Raw genomic sequence first — 17,806 nt, 5'->3', positions numbered from 1 at the left:
TATTTCTTTCAACATGCTAAACGCCATCTATTACAGGTGGCGTTTTTACTAAAATGTAAAACAATGAAAAATGCAACTCCACCTAAAATAGTTCAAGAATATCTTGAGAATTTCGGGCTTGATAAATCCGAATTTCCTGTACATATATTCCCTAAACAGATTCAAGATATTATTCTTTCCACGAACGAATGTATTGATTACCCGATTGATTATATAGCTCCATCGCTATTTTTCTCTTGCGCAGTAGCCATCGGGAATACCCATAGCATCGAAGTGAAGAAAGGATGGGAAGAAACCGCAATCTTATACATGGCTATTGTTGGCAGCCCGGGTATAAATAAAACGCATCCTCTTGCATTTGCGATTTCTCCTTTGTTAGACAAAGATATAGAAGCGAATGAAGTGTATAAAAAGGCTATTGCTGAATATGACCGAATTGCCAATATGTCAAAAAAGGAAAGGGAGGAAGAGGGGATTTCTGATTTTCCAATCGAACCACAGTTGAAAAAGTATGTCGTTTCCGATATTACACCTGAAAGCCTTTCCTCTATTCTTAGCATCAATGCAAGAGGCATAGTATATTATGCAGATGAATTAGCGGCTTGGTTTAATAACTTCAATCGGTATAACAAAGGTTCAGAAGAGCAATTCTGGCTGATGGCATATAGTGCCTCTCCTATACAAATAAACAGGCAGAACATGAGAGGTTCGATATCTATAAAAAGACCTTATATTTCTGTTGCAGGAACAATACAACCCGGACTACTTAGAAATTTGGCAGAGGGTAGCCGTTCAAAAAATGGATTCATAGACCGCATTTTATTTGTTTATCCTCAAAGAATAAAAAAGGAATATTGGAGTATTAAGATGTTACCTGATAACGTTTTTAATAGTTGGAGGTCAATTATAGAGGGACTGCTTAGCTTAGAACAAAACGTAGACAAGAACAATATGCCATTACCTAAAGTAATATCTTATTCTCCCGAAGCATGGGAAAAACTATATGAATGGCATAAATACAATACCGATTTATCCAATAGTGAGGATGAAGAAGCCATAAAGGGAATTTATAGCAAACTGGAAATATACATATCTCGGTTTAGTTTAATCATGCAAATGATTAGGTGGCGATGCGGAGAAGCAGGGAAAGAACAAATTGATTGTGCCAGTATTGATGCAGCTATATTGATAACTGAATATTTCCGTAGAACTGCCTTAAGAGTACAAATGACATTAAATTCAACCGAAATATTAAAAGACTTGCCAAGCAATTATCGGCAGTTATATAATGCTTTGCCAAATTGTTTTTCTACCGCTAACGGAGTAACTATTGCTCAATCATATGGTATGTCAAGAGATAGTTTCAACCGCTTTCTAAAAGCATATAGAGGAAAGTTATTCGATAATTTCCAACGTGGATTATACAAGAAATTAGTATGACCGCACAACCCGCACAAGCCATACAAATATTTGAATTACATCTGTATATCAGTCGATTAAGAAAATTTTATTGTGTGCAGAATCACACAATATTGCACAAAATTCCAAAAAGTTGTGCGCTTTGTTGCAATTTACACATAAAACATAAGCGCACAACATGCTGATAATCAATAATAAAATTGATATTTGTGCGGCTAGTTGGGTTTGTGCGGTGTGGTATATATTAGAAATAATATAGCTCTTAAAATAACACTGGGATTTTTAGGTGGCAAGTTTATGTTTCCCATGCTGGAAAACCTTTAAATCCCGTTGGTCTCAAACTTGAAATTATGCAGAAAGAAAAGAATCAGAATAAAGGGAAAGGTGGACGCCCTCGCAAAATGGCAAATGAAATAAAAAGATTCCGTGTAGCAATTTACTTAGACGAAACCCAGCTCAAAGCCTTGAGGAAACAGGCTGATGAAGCAGGGATGAAAACGAGTGAGTGTGCCAGATGTTTGATTCTTGATGGAAAAGTTGTTCAACGATTAAGTTCAATACAAATAGAGTACATCCGTCAACTTGCGGGCATGGCAAACAATCTCAACCAATTGGCAAAAGCAGCACATATATCAGATTTTAGCTATATCACAGAAGATTGTACTAATACCTGCCTGAAAATAGACGAACTTCTAAACAAAATCAAACAATGATAGCTAAGGTTCTGAAAAGTTGCTCTTTTAAAAACACCGTGAACTATATTCTTGATAATAAAAAAGGTGCAACATTAATAGACAATGAGGGGGTTCGCAATTTAGACAACCAATCTATAATTAGCAGTTTTGAATTGCAAGCAGAACTAAACAGCAAGGTATCAAAATGTGTCGGGCATACGGTTCTTAGTTTTTCCGCACAGGACAAAGACCGAATGACTGACGAATTTATGCTAAAGATAGCTCATGAGTATATGGCAAAAATGGGCATTGAAAATACTCAATATATCATAGGTCGGCATTTTGATAAATCCCATCCACACATTCATATCTGTTATAATCGAGTAGATAACAACGGAAAAACCATATCTGACAAAAACGACAGGATAAGAAGCGGTAAAATCTGCAAAGAACTTACGCTAAAATATGAACTTCACTACGCTTCAAACGAAAGAAGAAGTGTAAAAATGCACAGACTTCGAGAGCCAGATAAAACCAAGCATGAGATATTTCGAACGATTGGCGAATCTTTGCATTTATCTACTAACTGGGATGAATTTACCAAATATATGGAATCGGCAAAGATAAATGTACGCTTCAAAACAAAAGAAAATAGCAACGAGATTCAAGGTATTGTTTTTTCTAAGAATGGTTATTCTTTTAGTGGCTCTAAGGTTGCGAAGATGTACAGCTATTCGAAACTGAATAAAGAGTTATCGCCAAAAATCACTCCTGAAATGACTAAAAATCAAGAATTAAGCACCGCAACAATAAAAAATGAGAGGACAATCAGGGTTGACCTCTCTATTTTGGATGTTATTCCGACTCATTTGTATGATACTTCTGGGGAAGAATCGGGGAATAAACGGAAGAGGAAATTGGGACGGTAACGTTCAGTGCCTGGCATTCTCCTATTATACTGTCAAAATTTCAATTCCTCACTTAGTTTTTCCTTAAGCATCTCCCATCTTGCATCAACAAATTCTATGAATCTTGAGAATTCTGTGATTTTGGGTAAAATTTGTTTTGTATAGTCTATTTTATTAGTTTTCGCCCATTCCTCAAAAGACTTATCATTTTTAGATTTATTTTCATTGCTATCCAACATTTGAAGATTGACGATTCCATTGTAACACCAGTTTTCTGTATAGTAATTTGCACCTTTTTGACTTAAATCAATACCTTGTTTTTTAAGATTTTTTGCTATAAAGGAACTTACAGGGAATATATGGTCTTTGTTAAAGTCATTATTTTTGTAATCTAAGTGAGGATATAATAAAGCAAGAATAGGGAAAGCATACCTATCTTCATAAGTCGTATATAAAAGATTTTCAATAGACTCATCGTCCATTGTTATTGATTTTCGTGTTTTAGAAAGCTTTTTCGCTATTGCGTGAGTAGGAAATGTTTCAGTTCCTTTATTTACTTCTTCTTTGACAACATCTCGAATTAATTTTAAAACAGTATCAGCTTGACCACCAAAAATTCTTTTTAATATTACCGCATGAAACCATTTTCTGATTAAGGTTCTATCTTTCTTATATGCAATTTTTGTTGTAAATTGCTTTGTCCTATTGCTAACAAAAAGATAATGAATTATAGGCAATATGGCATTTTTTGAAGTTAGAGTTCTCTCTACATAACCAAAGTCTTTTATCAATTCAATAGCTTCAACAATAGAAGCTCTTATATCTTCCCAATTATCCTTGAATTCTTTTGCATTGGCTAATGAAAAGTTTGTTACTCGAAACTTAATATCATCGCTAAAAATGAGAAGATATGTTCTAATAATTAAATCTTTGTCTATGATTATTTCAGTAGAATCCCATATCTCATCTATGAGATTATTAAATTCATCCCTTGCAGAAAGAGTTTTTGAACCCCAACCTGAAATGATTGTGGACATTATCAAATCGGAATATGATAGTTTTTCTCCTCCGTTATTTGTTCTGATAAAAATGTTCAATGCCTTATCATAGTCCTGCTCCAATTCCAAATAATAATTAACTGGGGTTTTGACATGAATAACATCTAATAGTTTTGAAAGCGTATTACTGATATATTCATCTGAATCCCAATCATTCTTTTTTAGAAATTGATTTAATTCAAAAGTACCATTTAAAGCTAAAATTTTTCCAACCTCAAACCAGATTTTATCTGAATTTTCAAGTTCTTCTTTTGTCAGGAATCTAAAATCATATTTTGCTCCATCTTCATTATCTTCCTCGTCAATAGAATTTTCAGAGAGACATAAATACAATTTTCTTGTAGGAATTGAATGTTCATTATCTTTCCATGCGAAATTTTTCTTTTTATATGCGTATGAACCTTTTAGACCAATATAAAGAGCAGTGAGTCGTTGTTGTCCGTCTAATACTGCTTCAAAATCTGGAATTGAAACTGTATTTACTTCTTGACAATGGGTATTGTATTTTTCCCTATAATTTTTCAACACACTATAATATCTGTGATTTGACTTGTTTTCTCCCTGAACTTTCCACATTAAAAGTGAACCGATAGGATAATTTCTCATTAGACTATCAAACAGTAATTCAATTTGTCTGTGATTCCAAACAAATTCTCGCTGTATTGCAGGCAATAAGTATTGATTATAATCTATTTTATCAATCGCTTGCTTTATTGATATTGGGGGATAATAACTCATATTTTTTTATTTTTTATTTGTACTGTAACATTTTCTGCACGCCCACTTGCCGATAACGTCCAGCATATTGGCGAAGTGACGGCTCACCACCGTTCCACGGACGACAAACTTGCAAGTTCTACATAAACTTTCTGCGGGACTTTTGCCACCATTTTGCCAATATGCTTGTTATGGGCTGGGCTTCTTTTGTCAACCAATTGCTTGTCCCTGTCTTTGTCCTGTTTCATTGTTACTTTCTCTAGAGAAATATGATGTTTGGTATCTAGTGAATTCTTTGATTGATTCGAGATCGATATTCATTTCAGAAACATCTTTATAGTAAATTACAAATGTCAGACTCTTACAGAATTTAGAATTTCTTGTAGCAGCTAAAAAGGATAGTAAAATTTCTTTAAATAAATCCTCACGTGAAGAATCAATTCTGCAAAATCCTGAGCCAAGAATTGGCATTGCGATGTCGGATAATTCACCTTTTGTTTGAATGTAACTCCATAATGATGGCAATGTCTCCTGAAATTCGGCAATATTTGATTGACAAATTCCGTGCTGATTTAATTTTGCAAGTGCAAATAAGTAAGACCAAAATATTCTTTTATTATTCTTCTTAATTGATAGTCTGGCAACTGTTCCCAATGGATATTGCCTATCCTTTCCAAGATACGGTGGATTTTCTACGATGTATGCAGCGCCATTTAAATTGTCATTAATGTCTGCGTCAAGATGATTGTACGAATCAAAATATTTTCTTGTAAATTGTCCTTGTACGCTTTTTTCTGAAATCAAGTTATCGGAAAGCTCTGTGACAAAATGAACATTAGTAGGTATAACAATGTCCTTTTTACTCATTTTTAAAAGGTCTCCAATTACAATATTTACATAAACATCCTTATTCTTAATGAAATATTTGAATTTAAGTCGTGGTCTGTTTTGGACAGTTGTAATTAAAATACTTGCAACAAATAACCATAAGCCTTTTGGTTTTATAAAACTCTCGAAGTCAGAAGAAAAGTAACTTAATGGTTCTATAATAAGCCAAAAACCACCAAGCCATTTACATATATCGAAGACAAAATTCCAAGATATTACACGTAACTTGTAAAATTCCCAATATCGTTTTGTAAAAGCGAAATGCTCAAATTTTATCATAGACCTAATCTTTTATAAACTTCATCAGTGTAATAGAAAGGTCCGTATTTATCTTGCTGTTTTAAACTTTGAAATTGGGATTCCCAATTGTTAAGAGCGTGTTCAATTATTTTTTGATTAAAACTTATATGTATTGCGGTCTGGTCTTTTAGCAAAGGTGGACATTTGTCAATGTCAAGTTCTCTTTTTCCATTGAGATTTACAACGATAATTGGTAACTTTCTGCTAATTGCTTGCTCAATTTCCCATTTCACGAACTTATATAAGTACCTTGTTGAATCACCGACTAATAAAACAAAGAGTTTTGTGTTGTCAAGTCTTTCCAAAAGCTGTTTTTTAATGGATTGCTCTTGAGATGTATCTCGTGCAGAATTAATGTCGTGAGCATCATAAAAATTGAAATCCGTAAAAAAATCTCTTGAATTATGTTTCCAAGCTTTCATTAGCCAATAATAACGGATGTCACTGTCACCGTCAAATGCTATGTATGTTCTGTTTTTATATACCATTTTTTTATGTTCTGTCATTTGTATGTTTATTTTCAGCCTTGCCCATAACGTTCGGCGGCTTGCTGTAGTGCGGGGGGGTACAAATGTTCGCGCGGGAGCGAACGCTTGAAAGTCCGACAGGACTTTCTGCGGGCATACACCCCGCATTACAGCAAACCGCTTGTTAGCCGTTCGCCCTTTTACCATCATCTATAATTTTTAAATCGTTGTCCCACTTTGATATTTTCATTTGAAATTTTCTTAAATTATTCTTGTCTTCAGCTTGAGTGTATAAGTAAGCAAAATGCGGATAAAAATCAACGATATTTTCGTTGGGGAAAAACTTTGAAATTTTCGAGAAAGAGTTTTTGATAAATTCTTGCCAATAGTCAAAAAGCACTTCTCTACTGATATAATCATTTGCAACAATAACTCCTATATACTCCATCATGTTGCAAAAATTAGACAACATTTTGTATTCATTCCAATATTCATCTTTATGTTTTTCAAGCCACAACATATCAATTGTCTCATTGGTATATTTTCCTCTAATATCACTAAAATCGGAATCAAATTTTTTCATTACATAGTTTTTGGCTTCTGTAAATCTTTCATCGTAAAGTATCGTTTGAAAAACATCTAAAAACACATTTAAAGTACTTGCTTTAAGTCGATTTTGCTCTTGATACAAAAGGGCACTTAATGTTCCTGCAAAAGCTAAACCTGTGAAAAGTGCACCAATTGCACCAAATAAGAAGTTACCAAAAATTACCTCATTTTCAATTTTGTCAGAAATACCACAAGAGAAAACAATAATGCTTATAATAACCAATACAAACCAAATAAATATAGGAATTAGAAAATATTTTTTCATACAATTTGTATCTGCTTTAAAATTCGAGTAACTAAATGATTTTGAAATTGTTTAATTGTTAGTTTTAAAATGATTTTCTCATCGGTTTCTTCTATAGGTTCAAATCCAATAGCTTTCCACGCTTTCAAAGCACGTTGATTATACTTAAAAACTCCTGTTTTAAAAACAAAATCTGGCTTGTTTTCAAACATATACGAAAAAATGGCTATGCTCGTAAACAGACCTGTTCCGCTATTAAAATATTTTGGAATAATTCCACCAAGAGAACCATAATCATTTGATTTTGGATTATAATAAAAGTGACAGAACGCAACTTTCTCAATTGTAATACCTTCAACTTTTGAAATAACAAACTTCAAATGTTTTTCTTCGTTTGATATGTATTTTTCGAGATTAACATTGTCTTTCCCATATAAATTCCATTTGAATTCAGCATTACTAAAACAATGTTGATAAAATTCAATGTCATCTATCGAAGTTCTACGAATAAGAAATTTCATGAAATATTTTTTGTTATTTAATTTGTGGCGGATTCCATTTAACCCCCGTTAAATCTGTATATTGCTGTTGCAATCTTTTGTATTGTTCTTCAAGGATTTTAAGCTGATAATTATTTCTATCAACAAAAGGTTGTTGTTCTCTATATGATAATTGTCGAAAATTTGGCGGTAAATTTGCTGGGCCAAAACGGTGGAGAGTACTTCCTTGTTTAAAATTATCTAACAATCGTGCTTCTAAATCATTTTTATATTTGTTAAAACAAAAACCACACAGAGTTTGCCCACTAAATGAACTTAATAATTTAAAATTGCTATGCGCATTACTTCCGCAAATTTTTCCGCATTCTGAACAAATCTTTTCCATAATTATCCTTGAATTGCGCCTTGACAAGAACCATAACAAGAGGTACAGCCACCAGTACAACTCGAACAGCCCATTTGAAATTTTTCTTGTATGCTATCATCATCGTATGCGTAAATAGGCATTGATAGAGCAAGCGTAAGATTCTCCTTCGTTTCCGTAATATCTTCTAAATTAAATAATTGTTGATTCATAATATTGAATTTTAGTTGAATGTATTTAAATAAGGTAATAAAATTTCGATTCCATCTAATGTTCGTATCCTTTTATATTTTTCTTCATCTGAAAGATTTCCTACATCTGTTTTGTTATTTACGATTTTGTCATATTCATACTTTGCGATTTCATAAATTCTAATTTTATTCATTTTGCACAAAGACATATCTCGACTGCCAATATTTCCACGTTCAATGTAATTTGAGCCATAGCAAGTAGGGCAAACCGCCAACATTAAACAATCCGCACATTCGTCTGAAATAAATTCCTTTGGGTCTGCAAAGTTGACATTGTTTATTTTTTCTGATTTTTCTTTACCACATACTGATTCAAAAAACAAATGACAAGGATAACCCCTTCCATCAATATCATGTGCAACCATTTCTGTCCCTGCACCGCACCATTTTTTATTTTTATTTTCTTTATCTGTAAGAGAAGCAAAATTCACATTAAAAATGGAACTTTTGGGTAAATGTGGATTTGCTTTGTAAAACACGGCTAGTTTCTGCAATTCACGTTGAAAGATTTCTACATATTTGGGATTAGACCAATCTACCATATACGCAAGGTTTGCTCTTATGTCTTGGATATTTTTTGAATGTAGAAAAATTATACCTTCTGCAAGTTTTTCAATAGTCTGCGGACTAATAGTCATCTTAACTCCTTGCTTTGACCATGTTTCCACAAAAAAATCAATATCAATTAAATCAAACGAATTTGACCTATTTGTATTTTGCATTTCTCTTGTTCCATCGAGACTTAATCCTACAATAAATTTATGGCGATTTTTCATCAGCCATTCTTTAATTTCTCCATGTATCAAAGTGCCATTTGAAGTTGCAAAGACAAGAAATTTTTCGGGGAAATTTTCTTCCCAAAGCCATTCGCATAATTCCTTTATTTTGCTAAATACTAAAAACGGTTCTCCACCATGCAAATTTATCACTGTGTGTTTTTCTGTCTTTTCAGACAGCAGTTTTGCTAATCTTTTTTTCGTTTTTTCAACGTCGAATGTTTCTTTGCTTGTTTTATCTTCGTAGCAATAAATACAGTCAAGATTACAAGAAACATTGGTTGTTATGTAGACATTCCTTTCTAATTTTTCTGCTTTTTTCATAAACAAATGATTTAAATTAACGGGCAATTCCCGCAAGTCGCTAAACTATAATGAATTGCCCATCATGCTTTTTTTAGCCATTGTTGCCACAGCCATAACAAGTGCTGTCACAAGAATCATCGCAAGTTCCACTACATCTTCCATCGCAGCCACTACAGCCCATGCTATAACCTTCGGTTCCGTAAGTGTTCGGCTCTGAAATCGAAGAATTTAGTTGTTCTCTTGCAGAAGATAATTCGTTCAAGTCAAACATAATGTTAATATTTAATGATTTGTGCTTACTCTTTACAGGATTTTCAGCGTTACCTCCTTTTATTTATTTGTTTTTTTACTTCATTTTTGCACGTTCTTTCTCAGGGTGACGGCTAACTTACTTATCTGTGTAACTCTATTACACCAATCATACCTAAATTTGGAAATAGTATGCACCTTGGAGTAACACACTATTTCTTATTTGATTTCCAAAAGTAGTAAATATCTGAAAAACAACCCAATTTATAACATAAAGTCTTAATTTAAAATTTCCTTCATATTCCTATTCCCAAGAATCTTACTATCTTTGCCCTAGAAAATAACAATGCGAAGCGTCGCATTAAAAATATAACATTAGCGTTCACATTACCTCGAAGCAGAAAACTGGTAATTTTCAAAAGAAACGAGGAAACTGTGCAATGTTCATGCCGTATAGGTATGGGCTTGCCTTGTTTCGTTTCTTGGGTATACCAGTGCCTCTGCTTCGAACTTGGCGGGTTCCATGCCTTCTTTTTTGTGGTTAAGTGAATCGCTATTGTGAAATAGTGAATCCATAAATATTAATCACAAAATAATCATTTTATGACTAAAATTGAATCATTAGAATTAATCCAAGAGCACTTTATGAAAGTCGCTTTTGAACAAGTGTGGCAAACTCATGCCGACCAAATCGAAGATGATATAGACGCATTACCTTTCGCATGGAAGTTTCTCTATGCAGCACATGATAAATTTGAAGAAGCCCTTTCTTTAGGAAAGCCGAATAACAAGGCATTAGAAGATGCTAGTACAGTATTCATCTCCAAAACTGCCCTGCTATGAAAAAGTATATCTTATTCCTTTTCTTCCCTTTTGTTATTTCCTGTTCTACTACTCAATCTGAATATGAGAAAGTTATTGCAGACTATTTGCAAACGGAAAATGGTATCAAAACAGATTTAAAGATTGAATTTCTTGAAATGAAAGTGTCCGATATAACTGTTGCTGATAGTATCGCCATCTTACAAGAACGTTTTGAAGCCGAAAGAGCTAAGAAAATAGAATCTGCCGAAAAGAGCATCAAGCATTGGCAAGAATCAATAGAAAAACAAAAGGGAAAGAAAAATCAGCTTGTTGCCAAAGCTTTGATTTCAAACTCCACTGAGAAACTTGAGATTGCCAAGACTGAACTTAAAAAGGCTCAAGAATGGAAGCCCGACTACTTGAATCGTTATGAATCCCGCAATCCGTCTGACATTCTTGCCCAAAAAGTGGAATCTCGTTTTTCGTTTCAGAACCCTAAATTGCAGGTTAGGCAAGAAATGAATGCCTTGTTTATCCTTTCAGCAGATGGGAAACAATGCAATAAAATGATAAAACAATAATATGCTTTATAACAATATCATATTATGATAAAACGATATTGTTACAATATAATAATATATCAAATGATTATTCACTTCAAAAATATACACCTAATGACTAAACTTATTAAAACCCTTATTCTTTTTCTCCCTTTTGTTATATTATCATGTAGTAGCGACAATGACAACGATGGAGATACAATAAACAAAACCTACAAAGTTCGCTATGAAGCTTCCTGTGATAATCCAAACGTAACACTTTGCATTCTATACACCACCAAAAATGCAGATATAGAACATATTTCGGAAGATGCCAAAGAAGTATTTGTTAAATCTCCATTTTCGACAGAACTTGAGATGAAATACGGCGATTATTGCTATATCTCGGTATATGCCAATGGCGAGGACGGAGAAACAATCTCTGATGAATTAACCTTTACTAGCTCTATTTTTGTCGATGGAATTAAAAAGGCAGAGACAAACAATAAAACCGTTTCGGTATCTTACTACCTTTTGACTGATTAGATAGAATCGCTATGCCAATCAATAAATGCCATTTGAGAGGATACACCAAGAATACCTCTCAAATGACATATAATTAATATCTTAGGCAATCCATTTATTCAGCATCTCCCGAATAATATCCTCATCATGTAGATGCGTGTATATATCTTTAATGTCGTTACCCTCTGCATGCCCCATCATCCGTTCTGCAATATTATCTTGAATCCCTTTTCGGGCAGCAATTGTTCGGAAAGAATGTCTGGCTCGATGGAATGTCATTTTCTTTTCAATATTTAGGTCTTTCATTATCTTTTTCAGATATCTATTGCTTACTTGATTTGTAATAGGTATAAAAATCTTCTGAAAATTTTTACCAGAAGCAAGTAGCAATTTCACTTTGTCGGAAATAATCGGAATTTTATAGGGGATTTGATTTTTATATCTCTCATTATTAAGCAAATGGCAATCCTTGCCATCAACAACATAAGGCTTTAAATCGGCATAAGTAACCACATCAAACTCAGCATAAGAAAGCCCAGTATAACAGGAAAAAAGAAAATTACGCAAAACAGTTTGTTTTCCTTTGGTGTATGTATTGCTTGTATACACCTTATAAAGTTTATCAATCTCCTGTTCTGTCAGCACATCATTATTTTGTGCTTTAATTTTCTTTTTAATAGCAAAACGTTCATATGGATTCTTTTCTATCTTCTCTTTAAGAACAGCCCGACCAATCAAAAACTTGAAGTTAGCATGCTTCTTATTGACTGTTGATTCTAAATTTCCCTGCTCTATTTCGTGTGCATGAAACTTTTCGATAAAGTCTAATGAAATTTCATGGAAATGGAGAGTTGGCTTCCATTCCTTCATCGTATTAATAAGCTTTTTGTAATTCGAAATAGTGCCTTTGGCTCTATCAAGTTTAAGAACCTCTAATTCCTGTTCTACGAAAGAATAAAAATCCGTGTTGTCATCGTCCTTGCTTTCTAATAGTTCTTTTCTGAATTGAGGAATTGGCAAAGGCTTCTCGTAGAAATTCATAATAAGGCTTTTCGCCTTCTCATAAATATTTGTGATCTTTTTGTTGTACATATGTGCAAGATGTTCTCCCGCACGAACCATTAAGGCTTTAGCATCCCAATGTTTGGGTAAGATTGATATTCCTAAGCCAATATAGGAATCCTTTTGGTAAGCGATGTAACGCATACAAAGTTGTTGCTTACCATCTTTACGAACGTAATCGTTGCGTAGTACTAATTTTACTGTTGCTCTCATGTCTAAATTGTTTTAAAAGTTCGACCAATTTTCGACCAACAGATTGTGTAATTTCTCTAATTTTTCTTTCTATTCTTTCTTTTTCCAAAAACGCAACTCTCTGAAAAACAGAAGGATTAGAAATTTACTTTCTAATCCTTCAACATACTTAGAGGTTCCTGGCGGATTCGAACCGCCGTAGACGGTTTTGCAGACCGGTGCCTAGCCACTCGGCCAAGGAACCATTTTTCTGTTTGCGGTTGCAAAGATAGAACCAATTTTGCAAATAAACAATTATCCGCAGCATTTTTTGTTCGATTTACATTGTTGCGACCTACATTGCTGTTGTTTATCTTCAAATAACTGTTTCAAATCACAGCCCGAAGTACAGTTGGCGCAAGGATTATTGTTTTTAGCTGAACGAAAAAAAACAATAACTCTGCGTGTAACTTCAATAACACAAAGTAAAACTACAATGCCAACTATCCATTCCTGCCACATCATGTAAAAAGTCTCCCTATCTGATAAACGGCAAACGTAACTATCCACGCCAGTGCCGTAGTATAAAATGCTGTGAATACTGCCCATTTCCAACTGCCCGACTCATGTTTTATGGCTACCAGAACAGCTATGCACGGGAAATATATCAGCGAAAACAACATATAACAAAAAGCTACCAGAGGAGTAATCGGTATGCGATTAGCAAGACTCTGATAGTTGGCTTCAGCATCATTGCTGTAAAGAACACCAAGTGTACTTACAACCAGTTCCTTTGCCCCTACCCCGGTTAATAAACCTATTCCCAATTTCCAGTCAAAGCCTAAAGGCTCGATAGCTGGTTCGATAGCTTTACCTAATTGTCCGATATAGGAGTTCTCCTGTTGTTCGGCTATGGTTTCGTAGCTGTCATTTTGTGGATAGTAACCCAGAAACCAGATGATAATTGAAGCTATCATAATAACCCCTCCCATCTTTTTCAGATACTGGGCACCTTTCTCCCAAGTATGCCGAAGTATTGATTTAGCTGTAGGCATACGGTAAGGAGGAAGTTCCATTACAAATGGAGTATCGTCACCTTTTACCAGAAACTTACTGAATAACCTTGCCATTAAAACAGCTAGCAATATCCCAATGGAATATATTAATAACAATATAACTCCTTCATGGTTCGGGAAAAAGACCTGAACAAGTAATAAATAAATAGGCAAACGGGCACTGCACGACATTAATGGATTTACAAGCATCGTTACCAAACGACTTTTTCTACTCTCAATTGTGCGCGATGCCATTACTGCGGGCACATTACACCCAAATCCCATAAGCAGTGGAATAAATGATTTTCCATGCAGCCCCATCTTGTGCATAATCTTATCCATTATGAAAGCTGCACGAGCCATATAACCGGAGTCTTCCATAAGGGAAATAAAGAAATAAAGAATTAAGATATTTGGGAGGAATACAATTACACCACCTACACCACCTATTATACCATCAACAATCAAGTCTTTTAATGGCCCATCAGACATGCTGCCATTTACAAATTCTCCAAGCTTTTCAACCAGCCACTCTATGCCTTGCATTGGGTAATCACCCAATATAAAGGTACCCTCAAACATGAGGAACATGAAAAGGAAAAAGAACGGAAATCCCCAGTATTTGTTAGTCAGAATACTATCCAACACGCGGGTAACGTGTTTCTGTTCTATATGGTTGTCGGTAAATGTCTCTTTTAATGCACCATTAATAAATCCGTATTTCGCATCTGTAATAGCCGATTCGCTATCTTCGTTCATTGTTTTACGGATATCCGTAGCCTTCTCATTGCGTTTCCGGATAACCTCTTGCCCATTCGGTAGTTCGCCAATGATACGTTCTATGTCCTTATCGTTCTCTAATAGTTTTATTGCCAGAAAACGGGTAGAGTATTTGTGACGGATAAATTCATTCTTAGAGATTTCGTCCTTTACATAATCAATAGCTTTTTCTAACTGTGGACCATGATTTACATGAATATGGCGGTATACAGAATCGGCTCCTTCATATAGATTAATCACTATATGGAAAAGATGGTCTATGCCTATATTGCGTTTGGATATTGTAGGTATCATTGGAACACCAAACAAACGACTTAATAAATGATAGTCTAATCTGTTACCGCTTGCTTCCAGTTCATCGTACATGTTTAGTGCAACAACCATGCGCACATTCATATCAATAAGCTGGGTGGTGAGATAAAGATTGCGTTCCAGGTTGGATGCGTCGACCACATTAATTATAACGTCGGGGGTATCTTCAATGATGTGTTTTCGCACATACATTTCTTCGGGAGTATATGCAGATATTGAATAAGTTCCCGGAAGGTCTACTATTTTGAATTGATACCCTTCAAAGTTGAAAGTACCCTCTTTGGCATCGACAGTAACTCCGCTGTAGTTTCCTACATGCTCGTGTGCTCCCGAAGCTACATTGAATAAAGATGTTTTTCCGCTGTTAGGATTCCCAACCAATGCTACATTGATTTTTTTTCGTTTGCCGAGGGCTATCTTTTTCAGTTCTTCCTCAGTATGCTGAATATCTTCGTTCAATCCGGAGTGATAAACCTTTTCTTTTTCAAGTTCTGCTGCTTCTTGTTCGCTTATGATTTCAATCATTTCAGCCTCTTGCCGACGAAGAGAAATTTCATATCCCATCAATCGGTACTTTATCGGATCTTTTAAAGGAGCATTAAGCAATACTTCTACTGTTTTACCTTTAATAAAACCCATTTCCACAATACGTTTGCGGAAGCCACCATGACCGAGTACCTTTACAATAACCCCTTTTTCCCCGGTTTTTAATTCAGATAAACGCATAAAATCCTGCTATCTTTAAATTAGAATGCAAAGATAGAGGATTTCTTTATTTAAGGCAACTTATTTAGATCGATTTTAAATAGTAGTGAGTTTTGAGTAATGAGTTTTGAGTTTTGAGTTACCATGCGGCATCGTGACTCAAAACTCATTACTCACTACTCAAAACTCAAAACTCATTACTCAAAACTCATCAGTTCTAAATGGGCAGGCTGGTAGTCCGGCACTATTATAAAGGTTGATATCGGGATTGTTTGACCATCCATAGCGTACAGCTACCGGATTCTTCACTTCGTCGCTAATCACAATAATTCTATCACCTTCTTTATATGCGCGGGCAAAATGGAAAACTTTATCTTCTCCGGCTACAGCAAAACTACTAACACAACCATATTTACAGCGAACTTCTAAACCGTTGGCAATGTTATCGAAAGTAATAATTGCCTTATTGCCCGAAACTGTCATCGATTTAAATGTAGGGCCGCTATAAACTACATCTTTACCATAGTCCTTATTTAAGGCAATCAATGCCAACCGATGTCCTACATCCTGTTTATTACGTGGATGAATATCATCAGCATCACCTATATCAGCAATTACTGCCTGTCCTGTTTTAGGAACAGATAGCGTCATGGTTTGAGCCTCGCGCAACCTTGCCCAGTCGCTATCTACAGGAGTAGTATCCTTTGCCATGAAGTTAGCCAACTGCACCCAGTAGAATGGAAATTCATATCCCCACTTATTGCGCCAGTCATTTATCATAGTTGGAAAAAGTGTTTGATAATTAGTAGCTGCCCATGAGTTATTCTCACCCTGATACCAAATTGCACCTTTAATTGATAGGCTGATTATTGGATTGATCATTGCATTATACAACAACGAAGGCATCATATTAGGATTGAATTCTATATAATCGAATTGCGCATTCGTTACGGCTTGTTTGTATTTCCAATCACCGGCTAATGGAATTTTAGTACCTAAAACAGATAGGTACATATCCTGCGGACGTCCATACATACCACCGCCTCCGCCAGTATCAAGAACGCGAACTGTTACTATGTTTTTACCCGGTTGAAGCAATCCTTGTGGCACATCATATTCACGCTTCACTGCATATCCATCGGTTTCACCTACTTTAGTTCCATTTATCCAGGTTATATCTATATCATCAATAGCGCCCAGATATATTTTACCCGATTGTGCTGCAAGTTCCGAAGTAATGTTGAATTCATAACTAAACCAGATATATCCATCCACATTACCAATAACATTTTCCCATAACTGAGGCACAGTCATGTTTTCCCAACCGGATGTATCATAATCTTTTTTGTACCATCCACCGGGTAAACCTGGCTCTTGTTCTAAGGCTTTATGATACAATTCACGGGCAGCAGTGTTTTTTTCAACAAACTGATCGAAGTCTTTTATCTCATTTTTGTAACGGCTTTCGAATTGTTCCGGGAGTTCGGCGAAAGTTCCACGGCTTATCCATGTTTCTATATCGGTACCTCCCCATGAGGAATTAATGATACCAATAGGTATTTGTAAGTTCTGATACAAATCGCGGGCAAAAAAGTAACCAACTGCCGAGAAATTTCCCACTGTAGCCGGAGAACAAACTTCCCAGTTACCTTTTAAATCATCTTTTGGTTTTACACTTAAATCTTTGATTACATTAAATGCTCTGATTTGTGGATATTTGGCATTTGCGATTTCTTCTTCGGCTGCATTAGAATTAGATACTACCCATTCCATATTCGATTGACCGCTACAAACCCACACATCACCAATCAGGATATCAGAAAGACGAATCTTATCACTTTTTCCTTTAATGTCCATTGTGTGTGGACCTCCAAAAGCCATTGGCTTTAACTGAACAATCCATTTTCCCTCTTTGTTGGCCTTGGTTTTTTTCTTCTGACCATTAAAAGTTACTTCAACTGTTTCGCCAGAATCTGCCCAGCCCCAGATGTTTACCGATTGATCACGCTGTATTACCATATTATTGGTAAAGATACCTGGTAATGTTACTTTTGCCTGCAATGTGCTAACGCTTAAAACAAGCAAGCCTATAAGCAGGATACTTAAATTATGTCTTTGCATAG

Annotated in this window: 18 protein-coding genes and 1 tRNA gene; 6 read left to right on the top strand and 13 right to left on the bottom strand. The window is 35.0% G+C overall.

Going from position 1 to position 17,806, the window contains the following annotated elements:
* The first annotated feature begins 63 nt into the window (after window positions 1-63).
* From D0T85_RS13370 to D0T85_RS13360, 3 genes are all read left to right on the top strand, one after another.
* Window positions 64-1,440, top strand: coding sequence for a DUF3987 domain-containing protein (locus tag D0T85_RS13370; protein ID WP_163214019.1), 1,377 nt, complete (start codon window positions 64-66; stop codon window positions 1,438-1,440).
* A gap of 329 nt (window positions 1,441-1,769) precedes the next feature.
* Window positions 1,770-2,132: a plasmid mobilization relaxosome protein MobC gene (mobC, locus tag D0T85_RS13365; protein ID WP_163214018.1), complete on the top strand. Its 363-nt coding sequence runs from the start codon at window positions 1,770-1,772 to the stop codon at window positions 2,130-2,132.
* Window positions 2,129-3,022 (top strand): relaxase/mobilization nuclease domain-containing protein, encoded by an 894-nt coding sequence (locus D0T85_RS13360; protein WP_163214017.1) that lies wholly within the window; start codon window positions 2,129-2,131, stop codon window positions 3,020-3,022. Before mobC ends, D0T85_RS13360 begins: the two co-directional genes overlap by 4 nt.
* A gap of 32 nt (window positions 3,023-3,054) precedes the next feature.
* On the opposite strand, the gene D0T85_RS13355 is transcribed toward D0T85_RS13360, so the two are convergent.
* From D0T85_RS13355 to D0T85_RS23065, 9 genes are all read right to left on the bottom strand, one after another.
* Window positions 3,055-4,797 (bottom strand): DUF262 domain-containing protein, encoded by a 1,743-nt coding sequence (locus D0T85_RS13355; protein WP_163214016.1) that lies wholly within the window; start codon window positions 4,795-4,797, stop codon window positions 3,055-3,057.
* Between the two features lie 189 nt (window positions 4,798-4,986).
* Complete coding sequence (locus D0T85_RS13350) at window positions 4,987-5,943, bottom strand: macro domain-containing protein (RefSeq protein ID WP_163214015.1); 957 nt, start codon at window positions 5,941-5,943, stop codon at window positions 4,987-4,989.
* Complete coding sequence (locus D0T85_RS13345; protein ID WP_203558479.1) at window positions 5,940-6,470, bottom strand: TIR domain-containing protein; 531 nt, start codon at window positions 6,468-6,470, stop codon at window positions 5,940-5,942. The genes D0T85_RS13350 and D0T85_RS13345 overlap by 4 nt, the downstream gene beginning before the upstream one ends.
* A gap of 145 nt (window positions 6,471-6,615) precedes the next feature.
* Entirely contained in the window at window positions 6,616-7,305 is a 690-nt protein-coding gene (locus D0T85_RS13340; RefSeq protein WP_163214014.1) for a hypothetical protein, read from the bottom strand.
* The gene (locus D0T85_RS13335; RefSeq protein WP_163214013.1) at window positions 7,302-7,805 is read right to left on the bottom strand and encodes a GNAT family protein; all 504 of its coding nucleotides are present in this window, start codon (window positions 7,803-7,805) and stop codon (window positions 7,302-7,304) included. Before D0T85_RS13335 ends, D0T85_RS13340 begins: the two co-directional genes overlap by 4 nt.
* A gap of 13 nt (window positions 7,806-7,818) precedes the next feature.
* Complete coding sequence (locus D0T85_RS13330) at window positions 7,819-8,169, bottom strand: hypothetical protein (RefSeq protein ID WP_163214012.1); 351 nt, start codon at window positions 8,167-8,169, stop codon at window positions 7,819-7,821.
* 2 nt (window positions 8,170-8,171) lie between these two features.
* A complete protein-coding gene (locus D0T85_RS13325; protein ID WP_163214011.1) occupies window positions 8,172-8,360 on the bottom strand; it encodes a hypothetical protein in 189 nt (62 codons plus the stop codon).
* Window positions 8,361-8,371: 11 nt separating this feature from the next.
* Complete coding sequence (locus tag D0T85_RS13320) at window positions 8,372-9,499, bottom strand: radical SAM protein (RefSeq protein ID WP_163214010.1); 1,128 nt, start codon at window positions 9,497-9,499, stop codon at window positions 8,372-8,374.
* A 675-nt stretch (window positions 9,500-10,174) separates the two neighbouring features.
* Entirely contained in the window at window positions 10,175-10,306 is a 132-nt protein-coding gene (locus D0T85_RS23065) for a hypothetical protein (RefSeq protein ID WP_255495701.1), read from the bottom strand.
* Window positions 10,307-10,333: 27 nt separating this feature from the next.
* Between D0T85_RS23065 and D0T85_RS13315 the strand changes: the two genes are divergently transcribed.
* From D0T85_RS13315 to D0T85_RS13305, 3 genes are all read left to right on the top strand, one after another.
* Window positions 10,334-10,573 carry a hypothetical protein gene (locus D0T85_RS13315; RefSeq protein ID WP_163214009.1) on the top strand — a complete coding sequence of 80 codons (240 nt, stop codon included), beginning with the start codon at window positions 10,334-10,336 and terminating at the stop codon, window positions 10,571-10,573.
* Window positions 10,570-11,115 carry a hypothetical protein gene (locus tag D0T85_RS13310; protein ID WP_163214008.1) on the top strand — a complete coding sequence of 182 codons (546 nt, stop codon included), beginning with the start codon at window positions 10,570-10,572 and terminating at the stop codon, window positions 11,113-11,115. Before D0T85_RS13315 ends, D0T85_RS13310 begins: the two co-directional genes overlap by 4 nt.
* Before the next feature lie 93 nt (window positions 11,116-11,208).
* A complete protein-coding gene (locus D0T85_RS13305; RefSeq protein ID WP_163214007.1) occupies window positions 11,209-11,619 on the top strand; it encodes a hypothetical protein in 411 nt (136 codons plus the stop codon).
* A gap of 81 nt (window positions 11,620-11,700) precedes the next feature.
* Here the strand turns inward: D0T85_RS13305 and D0T85_RS13300 are convergent, their stop codons facing one another.
* From D0T85_RS13300 to D0T85_RS13285, 4 genes are all read right to left on the bottom strand, one after another.
* A complete protein-coding gene (locus tag D0T85_RS13300; RefSeq protein WP_163214006.1) occupies window positions 11,701-12,873 on the bottom strand; it encodes a site-specific integrase in 1,173 nt (390 codons plus the stop codon).
* Between the two features lie 152 nt (window positions 12,874-13,025).
* A tRNA-Cys gene (locus D0T85_RS13295) sits at window positions 13,026-13,096 on the bottom strand.
* Window positions 13,097-13,352: 256 nt separating this feature from the next.
* Window positions 13,353-15,704 carry a ferrous iron transport protein B gene (gene feoB, locus D0T85_RS13290; protein ID WP_163214005.1) on the bottom strand — a complete coding sequence of 784 codons (2,352 nt, stop codon included), beginning with the start codon at window positions 15,702-15,704 and terminating at the stop codon, window positions 13,353-13,355.
* Between the two features lie 180 nt (window positions 15,705-15,884).
* Complete coding sequence (locus D0T85_RS13285) at window positions 15,885-17,804, bottom strand: sialate O-acetylesterase (protein WP_163214004.1); 1,920 nt, start codon at window positions 17,802-17,804, stop codon at window positions 15,885-15,887.
* Window positions 17,805-17,806 lie beyond the last annotated feature (2 nt).

Origin of the sequence: Bacteroides sp. 519 (assembly GCF_010500955.1) — a bacterium.
Lineage (GTDB): Bacteria > Bacteroidota > Bacteroidia > Bacteroidales > Bacteroidaceae > Bacteroides.
The sequence above is the reverse complement of the archived record's forward strand: the minus strand, read 5'-3'. Positions and strand labels throughout refer to the sequence as shown.

Coding starts and splice junctions, on each gene's coding strand:
- D0T85_RS13315 (WP_163214009.1), top strand. CDS start 10,334: ATGACTAAAATTGAATCATTAGAATTAATCCAAGAGCACTTTATGAAA.
- D0T85_RS13345 (WP_203558479.1), bottom strand. CDS start 6,470: ATGACAGAACATAAAAAAATGGTATATAAAAACAGAACATACATAGCA.
- D0T85_RS13355 (WP_163214016.1), bottom strand. CDS start 4,797: ATGAGTTATTATCCCCCAATATCAATAAAGCAAGCGATTGATAAAATA.
- D0T85_RS13325 (WP_163214011.1), bottom strand. CDS start 8,360: ATGAATCAACAATTATTTAATTTAGAAGATATTACGGAAACGAAGGAG.
- D0T85_RS13360 (WP_163214017.1), top strand. CDS start 2,129: ATGATAGCTAAGGTTCTGAAAAGTTGCTCTTTTAAAAACACCGTGAAC.
- D0T85_RS13350 (WP_163214015.1), bottom strand. CDS start 5,943: ATGATAAAATTTGAGCATTTCGCTTTTACAAAACGATATTGGGAATTT.
- feoB (WP_163214005.1), bottom strand. CDS start 15,704: ATGCGTTTATCTGAATTAAAAACCGGGGAAAAAGGGGTTATTGTAAAG.
- D0T85_RS13305 (WP_163214007.1), top strand. CDS start 11,209: ATGACTAAACTTATTAAAACCCTTATTCTTTTTCTCCCTTTTGTTATA.
- D0T85_RS23065 (WP_255495701.1), bottom strand. CDS start 10,306: ATGGATTCACTATTTCACAATAGCGATTCACTTAACCACAAAAAAGAA.
- D0T85_RS13330 (WP_163214012.1), bottom strand. CDS start 8,169: ATGGAAAAGATTTGTTCAGAATGCGGAAAAATTTGCGGAAGTAATGCG.
- D0T85_RS13370 (WP_163214019.1), top strand. CDS start 64: ATGAAAAATGCAACTCCACCTAAAATAGTTCAAGAATATCTTGAGAAT.
- D0T85_RS13300 (WP_163214006.1), bottom strand. CDS start 12,873: ATGAGAGCAACAGTAAAATTAGTACTACGCAACGATTACGTTCGTAAA.
- mobC (WP_163214018.1), top strand. CDS start 1,770: ATGCAGAAAGAAAAGAATCAGAATAAAGGGAAAGGTGGACGCCCTCGC.
- D0T85_RS13320 (WP_163214010.1), bottom strand. CDS start 9,499: ATGAAAAAAGCAGAAAAATTAGAAAGGAATGTCTACATAACAACCAAT.
- D0T85_RS13335 (WP_163214013.1), bottom strand. CDS start 7,805: ATGAAATTTCTTATTCGTAGAACTTCGATAGATGACATTGAATTTTAT.
- D0T85_RS13310 (WP_163214008.1), top strand. CDS start 10,570: ATGAAAAAGTATATCTTATTCCTTTTCTTCCCTTTTGTTATTTCCTGT.
- D0T85_RS13340 (WP_163214014.1), bottom strand. CDS start 7,305: ATGAAAAAATATTTTCTAATTCCTATATTTATTTGGTTTGTATTGGTT.
- D0T85_RS13285 (WP_163214004.1), bottom strand. CDS start 17,804: ATGCAAAGACATAATTTAAGTATCCTGCTTATAGGCTTGCTTGTTTTA.